This is a genomic window from Serratia sp. (in: enterobacteria), assembly GCF_051654945.1.
GTDB lineage: Bacteria > Pseudomonadota > Gammaproteobacteria > Enterobacterales > Enterobacteriaceae > Chania.
The window spans coordinates 512,460-529,902 of the sequence record NZ_JBOFZA010000118.1; the positions used below are offsets into that span (position 1 = coordinate 512,460).

A 17,443-nucleotide genomic window follows, 5' to 3' on the forward strand; every position below is an offset into this window, starting at 1 on the left:
GAAAATATTGGCATCAATTAAGGTGTTATTTACCGCTACCCGCGACGCTTTCTCCGCCTTTGGTCAGGTAGTACGCGCCTAAAATAGGGAACATCGTCAATACCATCACCGACAGCGCGACCACGTTGGTGATCGGCACATCACGTGGGCGGCCCAACTGGTTCAGCAACCACAGCGGCAACGTACGCTCGTGCCCGGCGGTGAAGGTGGTCACGATGATTTCGTCGAATGACAGGGCAAACGCCAGCATCCCACCCGCCAACAGTGCCGAGCCCAGATTCGGCAAGATCACGTAACGGAAGGTTTGCCAGCCATCGGCCCCCAGATCCATCGAGGCCTCGATCAGACTGTGTGAGGTACGGCGGAAACGGGCGATCACGTTGTTGAACACGATCACCACGCAGAAGGTGGCATGGCCGATCACGATCGTCATGATCCCTGGTTCAATATTCAGCGCCTTAAACGCCGCCAGCAGCGCCAGACCGGTAACGATCCCCGGCAAGGCAATAGGTAATAGCAGCAGCAATGAAATGCTGTCTTTGCCGAAGAAGTCCCGGCGATACAAAGCCGCTGCGGCCAACGTGCCGAGCACCAGCGCTATCGCCGTGGCCAGGCAGGCGATCTGCACCGAAAGCAGTACCGCATCAATAATGTCCTGCCGCCCCGCCGCCACGCTAAACCAATGCAGGGTAAAACCCCGCGGTGGGAAGCTGAATGCCGCGTCTTCAGTGTTGAAGGCGTACATGGCGATAATCACGATCGGGAAATGCAGGAAGATCAGGCCGCCCCAGGCGGCCAGCTTCAGCCCTAACGGCGCGCGCTCAGAGTGCATCGAAGGCCCCCAGACGTTTCACAATAGACAGATAAATGGCGATCAGAACGATCGGCACCAGCGTAAAGGCGGCCGCCATCGGCATATTGCCGATCGCCCCCTGTTGGGCATACACCATGCTGCCGATAAAGTAGCCCGGCGGCCCCACCAACTGCGGCACGATAAAATCGCCCAGCGTCAGCGAGAAGGTGAAGATGGAGCCGGCTGCAATACCGGGTATCGCCAGCGGCAGGATCACATAACGGAACGTCTGGGATGGGCGCGCCCCCAAATCCGCAGAGGCATGCAGTAATGAAGGCGGCAAACGTTCCAACGCAGCCTGGATCGGCAAGATCATGAACGGCAACCAGATATAGACAAACACCATAAAGCGCCCAAGACCGGAGGTAGATAGCGTATTGCCCCCCACGCCAGGAATGCTGAGGATGCTAGCCAAAACCGGTTCCAGCCCCATATGTTGCAGGAACCACTGCGCCACGCCATCTTTCGCCAGCAGCAACGTCCAGGCATAGGCTTTAACGATATAGCTGGCCCACATCGGCATCATCACGGCGATATAAAAGAACGCCTTCACTTTGCCGCTGGTGTAACGGGCCATGTAATAGGCGATCGGGAACGCCAGCACCGCACTGGCCAACGAAACCACCACCGCCATAGTCAACGTACGTACGATGATGTCGTAGTTGGCCGGGTTGAACAGCGCACTCAGGTTGGCGAAGGTCAGGTCCGGCGTCACCGTCATGGTGAAATCGTCGAAGGTATAAAAACCCTGCCACAGCAGAGTCAGCAGCGAGCCGAGATACACCGCACCAAACCATAATAGCGGCGGCACCAGCAACAGCAGCAGATACAGCGTTGGCTTGCGGTACAGGTAGGTTGAAATCGCGCGAATTTTACCGCCGGGCGCTGCCGGCTGCTCGATGCTCATGTCCATCTCACCTCTCCTCCAGCAGCGGCACCATCGCCTCTCTGGCCCAACAGGCGGTGACCGGCTGGCCGATCAGACGCTGCTGTGCCACGGCCTGCCACTGCGGATTTGACTGGCTGACCAGCAATTTCTCACCGCTGCTCAGGGCAATCTCGTAACGCGTCGCCGCCCCTTGATAATGGATATCCTGCAAGGTGCCCTGAACCTGAACTTCCCCTTGAGCCGCGCCGCTTTGATCCAGCAGGCGGATATGCTCTGGGCGGATCGAGAAGGTGGCCGATTGCCCCAGCAACCGCTCCGCCAGTTCGCTGCGTACCACGTTAGACGTGCCGACAAACTCGGCGACAAACGGCGTTCTTGGCCGCATATACAGCTCGCGCGGCGCATCCACCTGTTCGATACGGCCATTGTTAAACACCGCCACCCGGTCAGACATCGACAAGGCTTCGCTCTGATCGTGCGTGACAAAAATAAAGGTGATGCCCAGTTGGCGTTGCAGCTTCTTCAATTCCCCCTGCATCTGCTCGCGCAGTTTCAGATCCAGCGCCCCAAGTGGTTCATCCAGCAGCAGCACGCGTGGACGATTAACTAACGCACGGGCCAGTGCCACGCGCTGACGCTGACCACCGGAGAGGTGCGCTGGTTTACGTTCGGCGGCAAAACCCAGCGCCACGCTTTCCAGCGCCTGGTTGGCCCGCGCCAGACGTTCACGCTTGGCCACGCCTTTCACCATCAGGCCGTAGGCAACGTTCTCCAGCACCGACATGTGTGGGAACAGCGCATAATCCTGGAATACGGTATTCACATCGCGCTGATAAGGCGGCAGGTTGCTGGCCTCTTGTCCGTGAATGCGGATGGAGCCCGAGCTCAGTTGCTCAAAACCGGCGATCAACCGCAGGCAGGTGGTCTTACCCGAGCCGGATGGCCCAAGCATGGAGAAAAACTCGCCGTCCTGTATTTCAACAGAAACCCGATCCACGGCACGAACATCGCCGAAAATGCGCGAGACATCGATAAACTGCACAGCAATGGTCATGATGTACGCTCCAAAATGTTCCCCTCACCCCAACCCTCTCCCACAGGGAGAGGGGGCCGTCAGGCGCTCGCAGGTGAGAACAAGGGGGGTTATCTACCGCCCATGATGGCGATATAGTCCTGTGTCCAGCGGCTATAAGGAACGAACTTGCCGCCCTCGGCCTGTGGTGTTTTCCAGAAGGCAATCTTGTCGAACTGGTTGAAACCGTTGGTTTCACACCCTTTCTCACCGAGCAGGGTGCTGGCTTTACAACCTTCTGGTGCAGCCGGCAGCGAACCAAACCAGGCGGCAACGTCACCCTGTACCTTCGGTTCCAGCGACCAGTTCATCCACTGGTAGGCGCAGCTTGGGTGCTTGGCCTCGGCATGCAGCATGGTGGTATCAGCCCAGCCGGTAACGCCCTCTTTCGGGAAAACGGTAGCGATAGGCTGGCCTTCGCCTTTCAGAGCGTTAGCCTGATATGGCCAGGCGCTGGAGGCCACCACGCCTTCGTTTTTGAAATCGCTCATCTGTACCGAGGTGTCATGCCAGTAGCGGTGGATCAAGGCATGCTGGCTGCGCAGTAGCTTCAGCGCCGCCTGATACTGTTCTTCGTTCAGTTGGTAAGGGTCGGTGATGCCAAGCTGCGGTTGAGTGGCTTTCAGGAACAGTGCCGCATCGGCGATATAGATTGGGCCGTCGTAAGCCTGCACCCGGCCCTGGTTGGTTTTGCCGTCCGGCAGGTTCTGTTGCTGGAACACCACGGCCCAGCTGTCTGGCGGCGTCGGGAAGGTTTTAGTGTTATACATCAGCAGGTTTGGTCCCCACTGATACGGCGTACCGTAGGTTTTGCCCGCCACGTTGTACCAAGGGCCGTTCAGCAGACGTGGATCGATGTTCTTCCAGTTAGGGATCAAGGCGGTATTGATTGGCTGCACGCGCTTGCCGAAGATCAGGCGCAACGACGCATCGCCAGAAGCGGTCACCAGATCGTAACCCCCTTTGGCCATCAGGCTGACCATTTCATCGGAGGTCGCGGCGGTTTTCACATTCACCGCACAGCCGGTCTGTTTCTCAAACTGGGTTACCCAGTCGTAGTTCTTGTCGGACTGACCGCGTTCGATGTAACCAGGCCAGGCGATAATATCCAGGCGCCCTTCCCCTTTGCCCAGTTGCTGCGGCGTATCGGCGGCCTGAGCCATACCGCAAAGGATCGTCATACAGAGCGCGGTGACTGTGGTGATTGCGTGTATTTTTCCCATCGTAATTACCTCGGTGTTGCGTAGTTTAAAGTGCGGCAAGGAACGGTTGCCGCCGATTTTTTATCGACCGTGTGGCTAGAAGGCAGCTTTGAACTTCGCCATCACATGCCGGACAACGCTGTAATCCTGTAATGAATCGCTGGAGAGATCTTTGCCGTAACCGGAGCGCTTCAGGCCGCCGTGGGGCATTTCGCTCGCCAGCGTAAAATGGGTGTTGATCCAGGTGCTGCCATATTGCAAATGTGCCGCGATATGCAGCGCGCGATCGATATTCTGCGTCCATACCGAGGAGGCCAGACCGTATTCCGAGTCATTGGCCCAGGTCACCGCCTGCTCCAGGGTGTCGAAACGCGTTACGCTGACCACTGGGCCAAACACTTCGCGCTGGACGATTTCATCGGTTTGCAGACAGCCTGCCAATAGCGTGGGTTGGTAGTAAAAACCGGGGCCGGAGTGCGCTGCCGCACCGGTGATCAGTTCAATATGCGGTTGGCTGAGGGCGCGTTCGACAAAGCTGGCCACCCGGTCACGCTGGCGGCTGCTGATCAGCGGACCAATCTCATTATCTTCATCCCGCTTGCGGGCAAAACGCAGGCTGGCGACCGCTTCGCCCAAGGCTTCCACCAGCTTCGGGTAGATGCCGGCCTGGGCATAAATGCGGCAGGCTGCCGTACAATCCTGCCCGGCATTGTAGTAACCGAAGGTGCGGATGCTGCTGACCACCTCGTCCAGATCGGCGTCATCACAGACAATCACCGGGGCCTTACCGCCCAGTTCCAGATGGGTGCGCTTGACGCTTTTAACCGCCGCCTGCAAGATTTTTTGCCCGGTGACGATATCGCCGGTGACGGACACCAAACGCACCTGTGGATGGCCGACCAAATGACTGCCCACGCCTTCGCCACCGCCGTAAACGATATTCAACACGCCTGGCGGCAGGATTTCCTGCAATGCGGGGACTAAAGCGAAGATGGTCAATGGCGTATGTTCGGAGGGTTTGAAGACCACGGTATTACCCGCGGCCAGCGCCGGAGCAATCTTCCAGGCCGCCATCATCAGCGGGTAGTTCCACGGCGCGATGGAAGCCACCACGCCGATCGGGTCGCGGCGGATCATCGAGGTGTGGCCCTCAATATACTCACCCGCCAGTTGGCCTTGCTGGGTGCGCACGGCACCAGCGAAGAAGCGGAATACGTCAATGGCTGCGGGGAGATCGTCTTTCAATGCCTGATGGAAAGGTTTGCCACAGTTGAGCGCTTCAAGGCGTGCCAGATGCTCCGCCTGCCGCTCAATGGCATCGGCAATGCGTAGCAGAATTGCGGCACGAAAAGCTGGAGTGGTGCGTGACCAGTGGGAAAATGCCTGCTGTGCAGCGGCAACGGCGTTACCCACCTGAGCTGGCGTTGCTTCGGCAATGGAAACCAGTATTTCACCATTGGCAGGATTAACAATACTCTCCTGATGGCCTTCACCTTCGACCGACTCGCCGTTAATGAATTGCCGACAGGATAAACCTGAAACCTGCTGTAGCTCTGCCATTGCGCCGCCTTATGTGACCAAAACGTTAACTAAATGTGATAAGTTAGTTTTAATCAGACTAAGCGAGCGCACTGCGGACAACAAATTCTAAATACTGAAGGCAGCGTTCGATTAAATCGAAGGCTTGAGGCCCGTCATGTTGCTCTTACTGTTCTCCCGCGCAATCGTCAGGAATGGCGTTACCAATTCTGGTCTTGCGCTACCGCGCCGCCAGGCGAGGCCGATATCCAGCGGTTCCAGCAAATCCACCAGCTTGCGCGCTTCGATCATATTGCCCTCCAGCGACCAGGCGCGGTAAGCCATATCCGGCAGGATGGCTATGCCCATACCCGCTGCCACCAGGCTACGCACCGCTTCGGTAGAAGCCGTCTTCATGGCAATCTCGGGTTTAAGGCCCGCTCGCCCCCAAATACGGCGGGCATGCACGTCCATCTCATCGACGTTAAGCTGGATCAGCGGTTGCCCGGCCACGTCCGCCAGAGCGATGCTTTCGTGCTCCAGCAACGGATGCAGCGGTGGCAACCACAGGCGATAAGGGGAGTGCATCAGCACTTCGCTCTGTAAGGCATCACGGTCTTCAATGTTCGACAGGATTAGCACCCCAATGTCGATCTCACCGCTCACCAGCAAATGCTCGATGTAAGGCCGTTCGTCCTCAATCACCTGGATGGTCACGTTAGGGTAGGCAGACTTGAAGCGCTTGAGCAGCTCAACCAGAAAATACCCCGCCACCAGGCTGGTGACGCCGATAGTCAGTTTGCCACTCAGGCTTTCGGTGCCCAGTTGCAGACTGCGTTTGGCATTATCGACCGTCGCCAGGATCAGGTAGGACTGACGCAGGAACTGGTGGCCCTGGTGGGTCAGGTTCATTCCCTTGGCATGGCGCTCGAACAGTCGCACGCCAATGTCGGTTTCCAACTGCTGGATCGCCAGCGTCAGCGAAGACTGTGACACAAACACCGCCTGCGCCGCCGCCGAGATCGAACCGGTTTCGGCCACGGCAATAAAGTGGCGGATTTGGCGTAACGTCATCATGGTAGCAACCTCAAACAAAACAGTTGGTTTGAGTGTAGATGCTCATCATTCAGCTATCGGGAAATGTGTTAAAAACGCGATGTCGTTCGCTTTTTTCGAACGCAAAGGGAGAGGGAGTGCACAAAAACAACAAGGCGCAGCCATGCCGCGCCTTGGAAGGACCAAACCAGACTCTATCGGCGATTAAATCGCTTCTTCGTCCTGCTCGCCGGTACGGATACGAACTACGCGTGCCACGTCGAAGACAAAAATCTTACCATCGCCGATTTTACCGGTCTGCGCCGTCTGCATGATGGTTTCCACGCAGGTATCCACGATATCGTCAGCCACCACGATTTCGATCTTAACCTTTGGCAGGAAATCGACCATATACTCGGCACCACGATACAGTTCGGTATGCCCCTTTTGGCGACCAAAGCCTTTCACTTCGGTCACGGTCATACCGGTGATGCCCACTTCGGCCAGTGCTTCACGCACGTCGTCCAGTTTGAACGGTTTGATAATCGCGTCAATTTTTTTCATTTTTAGTCCTTAATTACCAATTTTTACGGCCAAAGCCGGAGGTGATCGGGTAGCGGCGGTCTTTGCCAAAGTTACGGGCGGTAATGCGCGGCCCAACGGCGGCCTGACGGCGTTTGTATTCGTTGATATCCACCAGGCGGATCACCTTGCGCACCACGGCCTCATCAAAGCCTTCGGCCACCAGATCGGCCACCGATTTATCGCGCTCGACATAACCTTCCAGAATGGCATCCAGAATGTCATACGGCGGCAGGCTGTCCTGATCGAGCTGATCCGGTGCCAGTTCGGCAGACGGTGGGCGATCGATCACCCGTTGAGGGATCACGTAGGAAACGGTATTACGGTATTCGGAAAGCTTGAACACCAGGGTTTTCGGCACATCTTTCAATACGTCGAACCCACCGGCCATATCACCATACAGCGTGCAATAACCGACAGCGACTTCGCTTTTGTTACCCGTGGTTAACACGATGCTGCCGCGTTTGTTAGACAGCGCCATCAGCACCACGCCACGGCAACGAGCCTGCAGGTTTTCTTCGGTGGTATCCCGTGCGGTATCGGCAAACATCGGCGCGAGCTGGCCCATAAAGGCGTCGAACATCGGTTCAATCGAGACGATATCAAATTCGATGCCGAGGATTTCGGCCTCTTCCTTGGCATCGGCAATGCTGATATCCGCCGTGTAGCGGAACGGCATCATCAACGCCTGCACCTTATCTTTACCCAACGCATCCACGGCAATCGCCAGAGTCAGCGCCGAGTCGATCCCACCGGACAGGCCCAGCACCGCGCCTTTGAAACCGTTCTTGGTCACATAGTCACGTACCGCCAGCACCAGCGCCTCATACACCTGCGCCAGCTGTGGTAACTCTGCTGCCGGAGCCGTCATCGGTACCACTTCCAGGCCGTTGAACTCCACGCGCGTAACCTGCTCGGAGAAGGCCGCCAGGCGATGGGTCATATTGCCAGCGGCATCAAAGACTTTTGAACAGCCGTCGAAAATCAGCTCATCCTGCCCGCCGATCTGGTTGAGATACACCAGCGGCAGAGCGGTACGTTGGCAGTGGCCCGCCATCAGCGTTTTGCGGATATACGGCTTTTCACGGTTATACGGGGAGGCGTTAATCGACAGCAGGATCTCTGCACCCGCCGCCTTCGCTGCATCGACCGGTTCTGGGAACCACAGATCTTCACAAATCAGCAGCCCAAGGCGGTAACCTTTCAGCTCTACCACGCAGGTTTTATCGCCCGCATGGAAATAGCGTTTCTCATCGAATACGCCGTAGTTCGGCAGCTGTTGCTTGAAATAACGCGCCTGCAAAGCACCGTTGGAGAACAGGGACAGCGCGTTATACAGCTTGCCCTCTTCGCGCCACGGGTGGCCGACCAGGATCGCCACATTGGCGGAGGCCTGTTGCAAACGGCTTAGCTGAGTATCGCAGCGTTGGTAGAAATCATCACGGTACAGCAGGTCTTCCGGCGGATAGCCAGACAGCGCCAGTTCGCTGAACATGACCAGATCGGCTCCCGCCTTCTGCTGCTCCTGCACGGTTTGCAACATGCGCTCGCTGTTGCCTTCAATATCGCCCACCAGCAAATTCAGCTGGGCCAACGCAATGGAAAGTGATCTGCTCATATCTCTAAGGTCTGCCATGCCACAACAAAGAAAACGGAGTGTAAATCATTCCGGCTTATTTGTTGAGAACCTGCGCATGCAGGTTCAGAAAAGAAAACATCATTCTTTGAAATCGTTGGCATCCAGTTCATGACGCGACAACAACTTATAGAACTCAGTACGGTTACGGCCCGCCATGCGCGCGGCCTGGGTGACGTTACCCTTGGTGATCTGCAACAGTTTACGTAAATAGTGTAATTCAAACTGGTTGCGCGCCTCGACAAAGGTCGGTAGCGCCGTGTTTTCGCCTTCCAGCGCCTGCTCGACCAGCGCTTCGCTGATCACCGGTGCCGTGGTCAAGGCCACGCATTGCTCGATCACGTTCACCAGTTGGCGCACGTTGCCGGGCCAGCTGGCAGTCATCAGGCGTTTCATGGCATCGGAGGAGAAGCTGCGTACGAAAGGTTTGTGGCGCAGCGCCGATGCACGCAATAGATGATTGGCCAGCAGCGGGATATCTTCGGCCCGCTCGTTGAGCGCGGGTATTTTCAGGTTAACCACGTTCAGACGGTAATAGAGATCTTCACGGAACTCGTTTTTTACCATCGCCTTGGGGAGGTCGCGGTGAGTAGCGGAAATGATGCGTACGTCGATATCCAGATCGCGATTGCTGCCCAGCGGGCGCACCTTGCGTTCTTGCAGCACACGCAGCAATTTGACCTGTAGCGAGAGCGGCATATCGCCAATCTCATCCAGGAACAGCGTGCCGCCCTCTGCCGCCTGAAATAGGCCTTCACGGCTGCTGACAGCCCCGGTGAACGCGCCCTTGGCATGGCCAAACAGCTCTGACTCCAGCAGTTGCTCCGGCAACGCACCGCAGTTGATGGCAATAAAGGCCTTCTTGGCCCGCGGGCTGGCCGCATGGATCGCCTGCGCCAGCACTTCTTTGCCGGTACCGCTCTGGCCGTTGATCAGCACGCTGACGTCCGACTGGGCGACCATCTTCGCCTGTTCCAACAGCCGCAGCATAATCGGGCTACGGGTGACAAAATCCTCACGCCAGCTGTCATCACCGGCAGGCACCGATGACAGCGACAGCGCTTCATCGATTGCCTTGTACAGCGCATCGCGATCGACCGGCTTGGTCAGGAAGCTGAACACCCCCTGCTGGGTCGCCGCCACCGCATCAGGGATCGAGCCGTGCGCGGTCAGAATAATCACCGGCATCCCCGGCTGGTATTTCTGGATTTCGGCAAACAGCGCCATGCCGTCCATTTCATCCATCCGCAGGTCGCTGATCACCAGGTCGATCTTTTCGCGGGCCAGCAGACGCAGGGCCTCTTGGCCACTTTCCGCCGTGGTAACGTGAAAACCTTCGCTGGTCAGGCGCATTCCCAACAGCTTAAGCAGGCTGGGATCGTCGTCAACCAACAGAAGGTTGGCCGGTTTGCGAGCTGTCATTGCGCTGGGGACTCCTTGTTGGCCGCGGGCGGCGTGTAGGTCTCTTCCGGCTCTACCGGCAAAGCGGTGCCCGTCTCGGTCGTCGGGGCAGGCTCGGCTGGCTCAACCGCCTTGGCTGGCGCAGCAGGCTTGCCACTGGCATCTGCTTTAGGCTGGGCCGTACTGCTTTCCGGAATTTCGCTCTGCAATTGCTTGCGTGACGAGAGCTGGCGTTCAATATCGGTCAGGTTCTCCAGTTTGCGGGAGGTGTCCTGCAACTGGGTCTGTAGATGGATCTGGTTCTGGCGCAGCAAGTCGATCTGGCTGTCTGAACTTTCCTGCAAGCGCTGATAACGCGCGCGCTCGTCAAACAGGTTAACTTGCAACGCCTGTTGCTGACGCCATAGTTGCAGCAGGGGACGCAACGAGGGCGGGAACTCGAGACGGTAGCTGTTCAAGCGATCGATGATCTGGCGACGCTCGCTCGAGGTAGGCTCAGCACTGCCCAACAAAATGCTTTGCTTGAACACGTTCTGCCAATTGCTGCCCGGCAGAGTCTTGGCCAATGCTCGAGCCTGCGTAGAACCGATACGATCGGCGCAGTCCATCGCTCTCAGCCAATAGAGTGAGTTTTCCAAGGCTTCTTTTTCGTCAAGCTGCCATAGCGTATCGCACGGCGCAATGCGGTAATCCACCACCTTGGTGTCTGGGATCGCTTCCTGTTGCTGCTGAGCCGGGCCGCTACTGACGGCGCGATCGACACAGCCGATCAGCAGAAACGGGGCAAAAAGAATGCTGCCCAAAAAAGAAAGCGAATGTTTGCCGAGCGGTGCGCGGTAAGAGACACGCGGTGAACCTTCGGTCTGCGATTGATGAGCGCGTTGAGACCCTGTGTGCATTTTTTATTCATTCTCGGCGGTTAATGGCAATTCAATACGGAAGCAGACGTCGGCATCGGCCAGTTTGACCAGTTTCAATTCGCCGCGCATACGGCGAATGCAGTCTTGCGCAATGCTCAGACCCAGTCCGCTTCCTTTAACAGCCCCTTTTCGCTGGTGACTCCCCTGGAAAAAAGGCTCAAAAATCATGGTTTGTTCCGCTTCCGGGATGGCGCTGCCGGTATTGGCGACGTCAATCTGGACCCGTTGGCCGACCTGGCGGCTGCGGATCCAAATGTTACCGGATTCCTTGCCGTAGTGCACCGCATTGGAGTAGAGATTATCCAGTACGCGCATTAATAGCGTAGGCTCTGCCCAGCAGATTTCCGCCTCAAGTTTGACTTCCGTGCGGATCATTTTGGCCCGTGCTGGCAAACTGTGGGCGGCGACCACCATATCCACCAGTTCTTCCAGCTCGACGTTTTCATGTTCCGACGGGCCATCCGCCAGCTTGCGGTTGTAATCCAGCAGTTGTTCAATCAGCAATTGCAGATGGCGGCTGCTCTGATCGAGGATCGCCACCACCTCTTTCTGATCGGAGGTGAGCGGGCCCGCCACCCCATCCGCCAACAGTTCGGTGCCTTCTCGCATACTGGCCAACGGCGTTTTCAGCTCATGGGAGATGTGGCGCAAAAACTCATGGCGTTGCGATTCCAGCCAGGCCAGACGTTCGCTCAGCCAGATAATACGCTGGGCCAAGGAGCGCAGTTCACGCGGGCCTTTAAAGGACGCCGTCATGCCAATAGGCCGCCCTTCCCCCAGGCGGTTAATCATACGCTCAACGGCCTTGACTGGCCCGATAATCATGCGGGTAAACAGCACCACCAACAGCACGCTGACCAGGAACAGCAACAGCGCCTGCCAGCCAAAGTATTGGCCGCGCTCGGCGATCGCCTGCTGCAACTGCTGACCACGGGAATAAACCACAGTGCGGGTAGCCTGAACCATTTCGGCGTTGGAACGTGAAAAAGACTCTAACAGCAGGGAAGCGTCCTTGTCCGGCCCGCTGCTCTGGCACTTGATAGTGGCAAGCTGGGTCAGCAGGGCGCGTAGCGTCTGGTAATAACGTTCGTCCGGCAGGATCGGCGCGTGAGCATCCAGCATCTGTGAATACTGCTTGCGCTGATTCTGGTACAAACGCTCCAGAGTGGGATCGACCAGCACGCAATACTGGCGGTAGCTGCGCTCCATTTCCAGCGCGACGCTGGTCATGGCCTCACTGCGCCGGGCATCCACCAGCGTCGTGCGGTTGATATCCGCCGCCTGTGCGCTGAGGTGATCCAGGCTTTGGTAAGCCTGATAAGCCAATACCAACAGCGGTAACAGTACCAGCAGGAACGCCATCACCACCAATTGGCGCAACGAGCGTGGGAATAGACGCCATCTTTTCAAAGAAATCATCTCAGTATCTCTAGTCTGCCCCGATGCTAACCGACTATCCCGGGAGAGAAAAGCCCGGCAGCGGATTAATGGCGTTCAGATAAGCAAAAACGCGTTATCCCAAAAGAGGAAACTGATGTGGTTTGAAAGCGTATCGAGGGAAATAATGGAGGCAACGCGGTTTTGATTTTGACGCTGGGGCATGATGCCCCATCGCAAGGAATATGTGGATGCCCTTACTCCTCGTCCCCAGGTGATGTAGCGCTTGGCTGGCATCTGATTGGGACGAATAGCATCCAAAAAGTATCCGGGGTTGATGAACACTTCATCACAGTTGGATACTAGGCGGTGCCTCACTCCACGTGTCGTCCGGTGCTTGATAAAGTCGCTAGCGCGTCTGTTATCGGTTTGGTTGGACGATAGGCACCATTTCTTAGGCATCATTCGGAGGCTTATGAGGCGCTGTTCCGTTCAAGACGGGGCCAATCATAAAAAGGTGAATGAGCAACTGATAGATATAATGCACCATCCGTGCCAACTTTATAAGTTATTTTATAACAAACTGTTTTATAACCAAAATTTGTTTTTATGTAGTTTACTACCCTTCACCAAAGCGACTGCCTATGGGTAATAATCCGCCTTACCGTCGTCAAATCACGACAACTTAATCCAAACGATTTAACCATCATATAAATCAATAAGTTAAATGTCACTTTTTAGAGACATGCAATATGGCCTTTGTCTCAAAAAGCCGACATTGATATTAACCCATTAAAAAATAAAGAAATAAAAAAAGGGCACCCACAAGATGCCCCAGTAAAATCTCACACCAACTTCAGGTTACATCACCCCAGTTGCTTGCGAGCGTTGCGGAACATGCGCACCCAAGGGCTATCCTCGCCCCACTCCTCTGGATGCCAGGAGTTGCTGACGGTACGGAATACACGCTCAGGATGCGGCATCATGACGGTGGCGCGGCCATTGCTGCTGGTCACCGCAGTAATGCCGTTCGGAGAACCGTTCGGGTTGGCAGGATAGGCTTCAGTCACCTGGCCGTGGTTATCGACAAAGCGCAATGCGACCAGGCCATGATGTTCCAGCGCCGCCAGATGCGCCGCATCACGCACTTCCACATGGCCTTCACCATGAGAAACCGCAATCGGCATCCGCGAACCGGCCATGCCCTGCATGAACAGCGACGGACTGCTGGCAACTTCTACCAGGCTGAAGCGCGCCTCGAAGCGATCCGACAGGTTGCGCACAAAGCGCGGCCAATGTTCCGCCCCCGGGATCAGTTCACGCAGGTTGGACATCATCTGACAACCGTTGCAAACGCCCAGCGCCAAAGTCTGTGGACGATGGAAGAAATCGGCAAACTCATCGCGTACGCGCTCGTTGAACAGAATCGATTTCGCCCAGCCTTCCCCCGCGCCCAACACATCGCCGTAGGAGAAACCACCACAGGCCACCAACGTATGGAACTCTTGCAGATCGCGGCGGCCTGCCAGCAGATCGCTCATGTGTACGTCAACCGCATCGAAACCGGCACGATGGAACGCCGCCGCCATCTCAACGTGGGAGTTAACCCCTTGTTCACGTAATACCGCCACCTTAGGACGTGCGCCCTTGGCGATATAAGGTGCCGCGATGTCGTCATCCGTTGCGAAGGTCAGTTTGACGTTCAGGCCCGGATCGCGTTCGTCCTGCTTGGCCTGATGTTCCTGATCGGCACATTCCGGGTTATCACGCAGGCGCTGCATCTGCCAGGTGGTTTCAGCCCACCAGGTACGCAGGGTGCTGCGGCTTTCGCTGTATACCGGCTTGCCAGCGCTGGTGATAACGAAACGATCGCCACTCAGCGCCTGGCCGAGATGATGCACGTTATCCGTCAGGCCATGTTGGGCAAACACTTGCTGCACGGCAGCCAACTGCGCGGCTGGCACCTGGATCACCGCACCCAGCTCTTCGTTGAACAAGGCAGCCAAAGCGTCGGAACCCAGCGCCTGAATATCCACTTCCACGCCGCAATGGCCAGCAAACGCCATCTCAGCCAAGGTAACCAACAGGCCGCCATCGGAACGGTCGTGATAGGCCAACAGCGCTCCATCCGCCACCAGTTGCTGCATCGCGTTGAAGAAACCAGCCAGTTGCTCCACGTTGCGAACATCGGCTGGCTTGTCACCCAGTTGGCGATAGACCTGTGCCAGCGCCGTGGCACCCAAGGCATTGTGGCCATTACCCAGATCGATCAGTAACAGTGCGCTATCACCCTTATCGGTACGCAGTTGCGGCGTCACGGTGTGGCGCACGTCTTCCACGCGGGCAAACGCGGTGATCACCAGCGACAGCGGTGACGTCATTTCCCGTTGTTCATTGCCTTCCTGCCAGCGGGTTTTCATCGACATTGAGTCTTTACCCACCGGAATGGTGATACCCAACGCAGGGCAAAGTTCTTCCCCTACCGCCTTCACCGCTTCATACAGACCGGCATCCTCGCCTGGGTGACCCGCTGCGGCCATCCAGTTGGCGGAAAGCTTCACTCGCTTGAGCGAACCGATTTCCACTGCGGCCAGGTTGGTCAGCGCTTCCCCAACCGCCAGGCGGCCAGAGGCGGCAAAGTCCAGCAAGGCGACGGGAGCACGCTCACCGATCGACATGGCTTCGCCGTAATAGCTGTCCAGGCTGGCGGTGGTTACCGCACAGTCGGCAACCGGGATTTGCCACGGGCCAACCATCTGATCGCGTGCAACCATGCCGGTGACGGTACGGTCGCCAATGGTGATCAGGAAGGTTTTCTCCGCGACGGCCGGCAAATGCAACACGCGCTTGACCGCATCGGCAATGGTGATACCGGCACGCTGCAACGCTTCGCCGCTCGCCTGTTGACGTTGCACGTCGCGAGTCATTTTTGGCGTTTTGCCCAGCAGCACTTCCAGCGGCATGTCGATCGGCTGATTGTCAAAATGACGATCGTTGAGCGTCAGATGCAGCTCTTCCGTCGCTTCGCCAATCACCGCAAAAGGTGCGCGCTCACGGCGGCAGATTTCCTCAAAGGTCGCCATCTGTTCAGGCGCAACCGCCATCACATAGCGCTCTTGGGATTCGTTACACCACACTTCCAGCGGGCTCATGCCCGGCTCGTCGTTGAGAATGTCACGCAGTTCGAAACGGCCGCCACGGCCACCGTCGCTAACCAGTTCTGGCATTGCGTTCGACAGGCCACCCGCTCCCACATCGTGAATAAACAGGATCGGGTTGCTCTCGCCCATCTGCCAGCAACGGTCGATCACTTCCTGACAGCGGCGCTCCATTTCCGGGTTATCACGCTGTACCGAAGCAAAATCGAGATCGGCGTCAGACTGGCCAGAAGCCATTGATGATGCGGCCCCACCGCCCAAGCCGATATTCATCGCCGGGCCACCCAGCACCACCAGTTTGGCGCCTACGGTGATTTCACCTTTTTGCACGTGATCGGCACGAATGTTACCCAGGCCGCCTGCCAGCATGATCGGCTTATGGTAGCCACGCAGCTCAACGCCGTTATGGCTGTTGACGCGCTCTTCATAGGTGCGGAAGTAACCGACCAGCGCCGGGCGACCAAATTCGTTGTTGAACGCTGCGCCGCCCAATGGGCCTTCGGTCATGATATCCAGCGCGGTGACGATGCGATCCGGCTTGCCAAAATCCTGCTCCCAAGGCTGTTCAAAGCCCGGAATACGCAGGTTGGAAACCGAGAAGCCCACCAGACCGGCTTTCGGCTTGGCGCCTCGGCCCGTGGCACCTTCGTCGCGGATCTCCCCGCCAGAACCGGTCGCCGCACCCGGCCAAGGCGAGATCGCCGTTGGATGGTTGTGCGTTTCCACCTTCATCAGGATATGCGCTTCTTCCTGATGGTAGTCATACAAACCGCTTTGCGGCTCGGCAAAGAAACGCCCAACCTGTGAGCCCTCCATCACCGCCGCGTTGTCTTTATAAGCAGAAAGCACGTAGTCCGGCGTCTGCTCAAAGGTGTTTTTGATCATTTTGAACAGCGACTTCGGCTGCTGTTCGCCGTCGATGATCCAGTCGGCATTGAAAATCTTGTGGCGGCAATGTTCGGAGTTGGCCTGAGCGAACATGTACAGCTCAATATCCGTTGGGTTGCGCCCCAACTCGCTAAAGGCAGCCAGCAGGTAATCGATCTCATCCTGTGCCAGCGCCAGCCCCAGTTTGGTGTTGGCCTGTTCCAGCGCGCTACGGCCTTGCGCCAGAATATCTACCGTCTGATACGGGGCCGGTTGATGATGAGAGAACAGTTTTTCTGCCTGTTGCAGCTCGCTGAATACCGTTTCCATCATGCGATCGTGCAGCAGGGTGGCAAGCTGTTGCCACTGGATATCGGTCAGCGTCGGCGCGGTGACATAAAATGCCAGACCACGCTCAAGACGGATCACCTGCGTCAGACCACAGTTATGGGCGATATCGGTGGCTTTGGAAGACCAGGGCGAAATGGTGCCCGGACGCGGCGTGACCAACAGCAGGCGGCCTTGCGGAGCATGTTCTGCGAGAGAAGGGCCGTACTTGAGCAGCCGTTGCAGCTTGGCCTGCTCTTCGGCACTTAACGGTGCGCTGACATCGGCAAAGTGAACGTACTCGGCATAGATATCGCCGATCGGGAGTTGGGCATCCTGGCAGCGGGACAGTAGTTTGGTAATACGAAAAGCCGACAAAGCGGGCGAACCACGCAGTATTTCCATAATCAAAGTTCTCTCGTCTTCGAAGCAACTGGGTTCAGCACTTCATTGGGCGCAACAGGGGAAAACGCGCGCCATTATAGAGAATCCGCGCCGCCGACGAAACCGTTTGCGTAGCTATTATTGATAAAAGCTTTTTTCTCGGTCGGATCCTCATAACGTATCAATAAAGTTGCGCGCTGGCGTAATGTTACGCAAAATGCC

At 56.9% G+C, this 17,443-nt stretch carries 12 protein-coding genes; all 12 read right to left on the reverse strand.

The window, feature by feature from the left end; all coding sequences use genetic code 11:
* Positions 1–25: 25 nt before the first annotated feature.
* A complete protein-coding gene (locus ACRDCA_RS27715; RefSeq protein WP_021178881.1) occupies positions 26–832 on the reverse strand; it encodes an ABC transporter permease in 807 nt (268 codons plus the stop codon).
* Positions 822–1,766: an ABC transporter permease gene (locus tag ACRDCA_RS27720; RefSeq protein ID WP_438692370.1), complete on the reverse strand. Its 945-nt coding sequence runs from the start codon at positions 1,764–1,766 to the stop codon at positions 822–824. Before ACRDCA_RS27720 ends, ACRDCA_RS27715 begins: the two co-directional genes overlap by 11 nt.
* 1 nt (position 1,767) lies before the next feature.
* Positions 1,768–2,796: an ABC transporter ATP-binding protein gene (locus ACRDCA_RS27725; RefSeq protein WP_025119822.1), complete on the reverse strand. Its 1,029-nt coding sequence runs from the start codon at positions 2,794–2,796 to the stop codon at positions 1,768–1,770.
* 89 nt (positions 2,797–2,885) lie between these two features.
* Positions 2,886–4,037, reverse strand: a complete 1,152-nt coding sequence (gene ydcS / locus ACRDCA_RS27730) for a putative ABC transporter substrate-binding protein YdcS (RefSeq protein ID WP_438692371.1) — start codon at positions 4,035–4,037, stop codon at positions 2,886–2,888.
* Between the two features lie 75 nt (positions 4,038–4,112).
* Complete coding sequence (locus ACRDCA_RS27735; protein ID WP_438692372.1) at positions 4,113–5,576, reverse strand: gamma-aminobutyraldehyde dehydrogenase; 1,464 nt, start codon at positions 5,574–5,576, stop codon at positions 4,113–4,115.
* A gap of 111 nt (positions 5,577–5,687) precedes the next feature.
* Positions 5,688–6,611 carry a LysR substrate-binding domain-containing protein gene (locus ACRDCA_RS27740; RefSeq protein ID WP_438692373.1) on the reverse strand — a complete coding sequence of 308 codons (924 nt, stop codon included), beginning with the start codon at positions 6,609–6,611 and terminating at the stop codon, positions 5,688–5,690.
* A gap of 183 nt (positions 6,612–6,794) precedes the next feature.
* On the reverse strand, positions 6,795–7,133 hold the full coding sequence (gene glnB / locus ACRDCA_RS27745; RefSeq protein WP_004847623.1) for a nitrogen regulatory protein P-II: 339 nt from the start codon (positions 7,131–7,133) through the stop codon (positions 6,795–6,797).
* A 13-nt stretch (positions 7,134–7,146) separates the two neighbouring features.
* Entirely contained in the window at positions 7,147–8,769 is a 1,623-nt protein-coding gene (locus ACRDCA_RS27750) for an NAD+ synthase (protein ID WP_438692374.1), read from the reverse strand.
* A 99-nt stretch (positions 8,770–8,868) separates the two neighbouring features.
* Entirely contained in the window at positions 8,869–10,209 is a 1,341-nt protein-coding gene (gene glrR, locus ACRDCA_RS27755; protein ID WP_025119828.1) for a two-component system response regulator GlrR, read from the reverse strand.
* Entirely contained in the window at positions 10,206–11,087 is an 882-nt protein-coding gene (gene qseG, locus ACRDCA_RS27760) for a two-component system QseEF-associated lipoprotein QseG (protein WP_438692375.1), read from the reverse strand. Before qseG ends, glrR begins: the two co-directional genes overlap by 4 nt.
* 3 nt (positions 11,088–11,090) lie before the next feature.
* On the reverse strand, positions 11,091–12,527 hold the full coding sequence (locus ACRDCA_RS27765; protein ID WP_025119830.1) for a sensor histidine kinase: 1,437 nt from the start codon (positions 12,525–12,527) through the stop codon (positions 11,091–11,093).
* Positions 12,528–13,351: 824 nt separating this feature from the next.
* Positions 13,352–17,245, reverse strand: a complete 3,894-nt coding sequence (gene purL / locus ACRDCA_RS27770) for a phosphoribosylformylglycinamidine synthase (RefSeq protein ID WP_438692520.1) — start codon at positions 17,243–17,245, stop codon at positions 13,352–13,354.
* Between the last annotated feature and the right edge of the window lie 198 nt (positions 17,246–17,443).

What these genes read in the sequence shown, in the direction of transcription:
- ACRDCA_RS27715 (WP_021178881.1), bottom strand. Translation starts at nt 832, where the DNA reads ATGCACTCTGAGCGCGCGCCGTTAGGGCTGAAGCTGGCCGCCTGGGGC.
- ACRDCA_RS27720 (WP_438692370.1), bottom strand. Translation starts at nt 1,766, where the DNA reads ATGGACATGAGCATCGAGCAGCCGGCAGCGCCCGGCGGTAAAATTCGC.
- ACRDCA_RS27725 (WP_025119822.1), bottom strand. Translation starts at nt 2,796, where the DNA reads ATGACCATTGCTGTGCAGTTTATCGATGTCTCGCGCATTTTCGGCGAT.
- ydcS (WP_438692371.1), bottom strand. Translation starts at nt 4,037, where the DNA reads ATGGGAAAAATACACGCAATCACCACAGTCACCGCGCTCTGTATGACG.
- ACRDCA_RS27735 (WP_438692372.1), bottom strand. Translation starts at nt 5,576, where the DNA reads ATGGCAGAGCTACAGCAGGTTTCAGGTTTATCCTGTCGGCAATTCATT.
- ACRDCA_RS27740 (WP_438692373.1), bottom strand. Translation starts at nt 6,611, where the DNA reads ATGATGACGTTACGCCAAATCCGCCACTTTATTGCCGTGGCCGAAACC.
- glnB (WP_004847623.1), bottom strand. Translation starts at nt 7,133, where the DNA reads ATGAAAAAAATTGACGCGATTATCAAACCGTTCAAACTGGACGACGTG.
- ACRDCA_RS27750 (WP_438692374.1), bottom strand. Translation starts at nt 8,769, where the DNA reads ATGAGCAGATCACTTTCCATTGCGTTGGCCCAGCTGAATTTGCTGGTG.
- glrR (WP_025119828.1), bottom strand. Translation starts at nt 10,209, where the DNA reads ATGACAGCTCGCAAACCGGCCAACCTTCTGTTGGTTGACGACGATCCC.
- qseG (WP_438692375.1), bottom strand. Translation starts at nt 11,087, where the DNA reads ATGCACACAGGGTCTCAACGCGCTCATCAATCGCAGACCGAAGGTTCA.
- ACRDCA_RS27765 (WP_025119830.1), bottom strand. Translation starts at nt 12,527, where the DNA reads ATGATTTCTTTGAAAAGATGGCGTCTATTCCCACGCTCGTTGCGCCAA.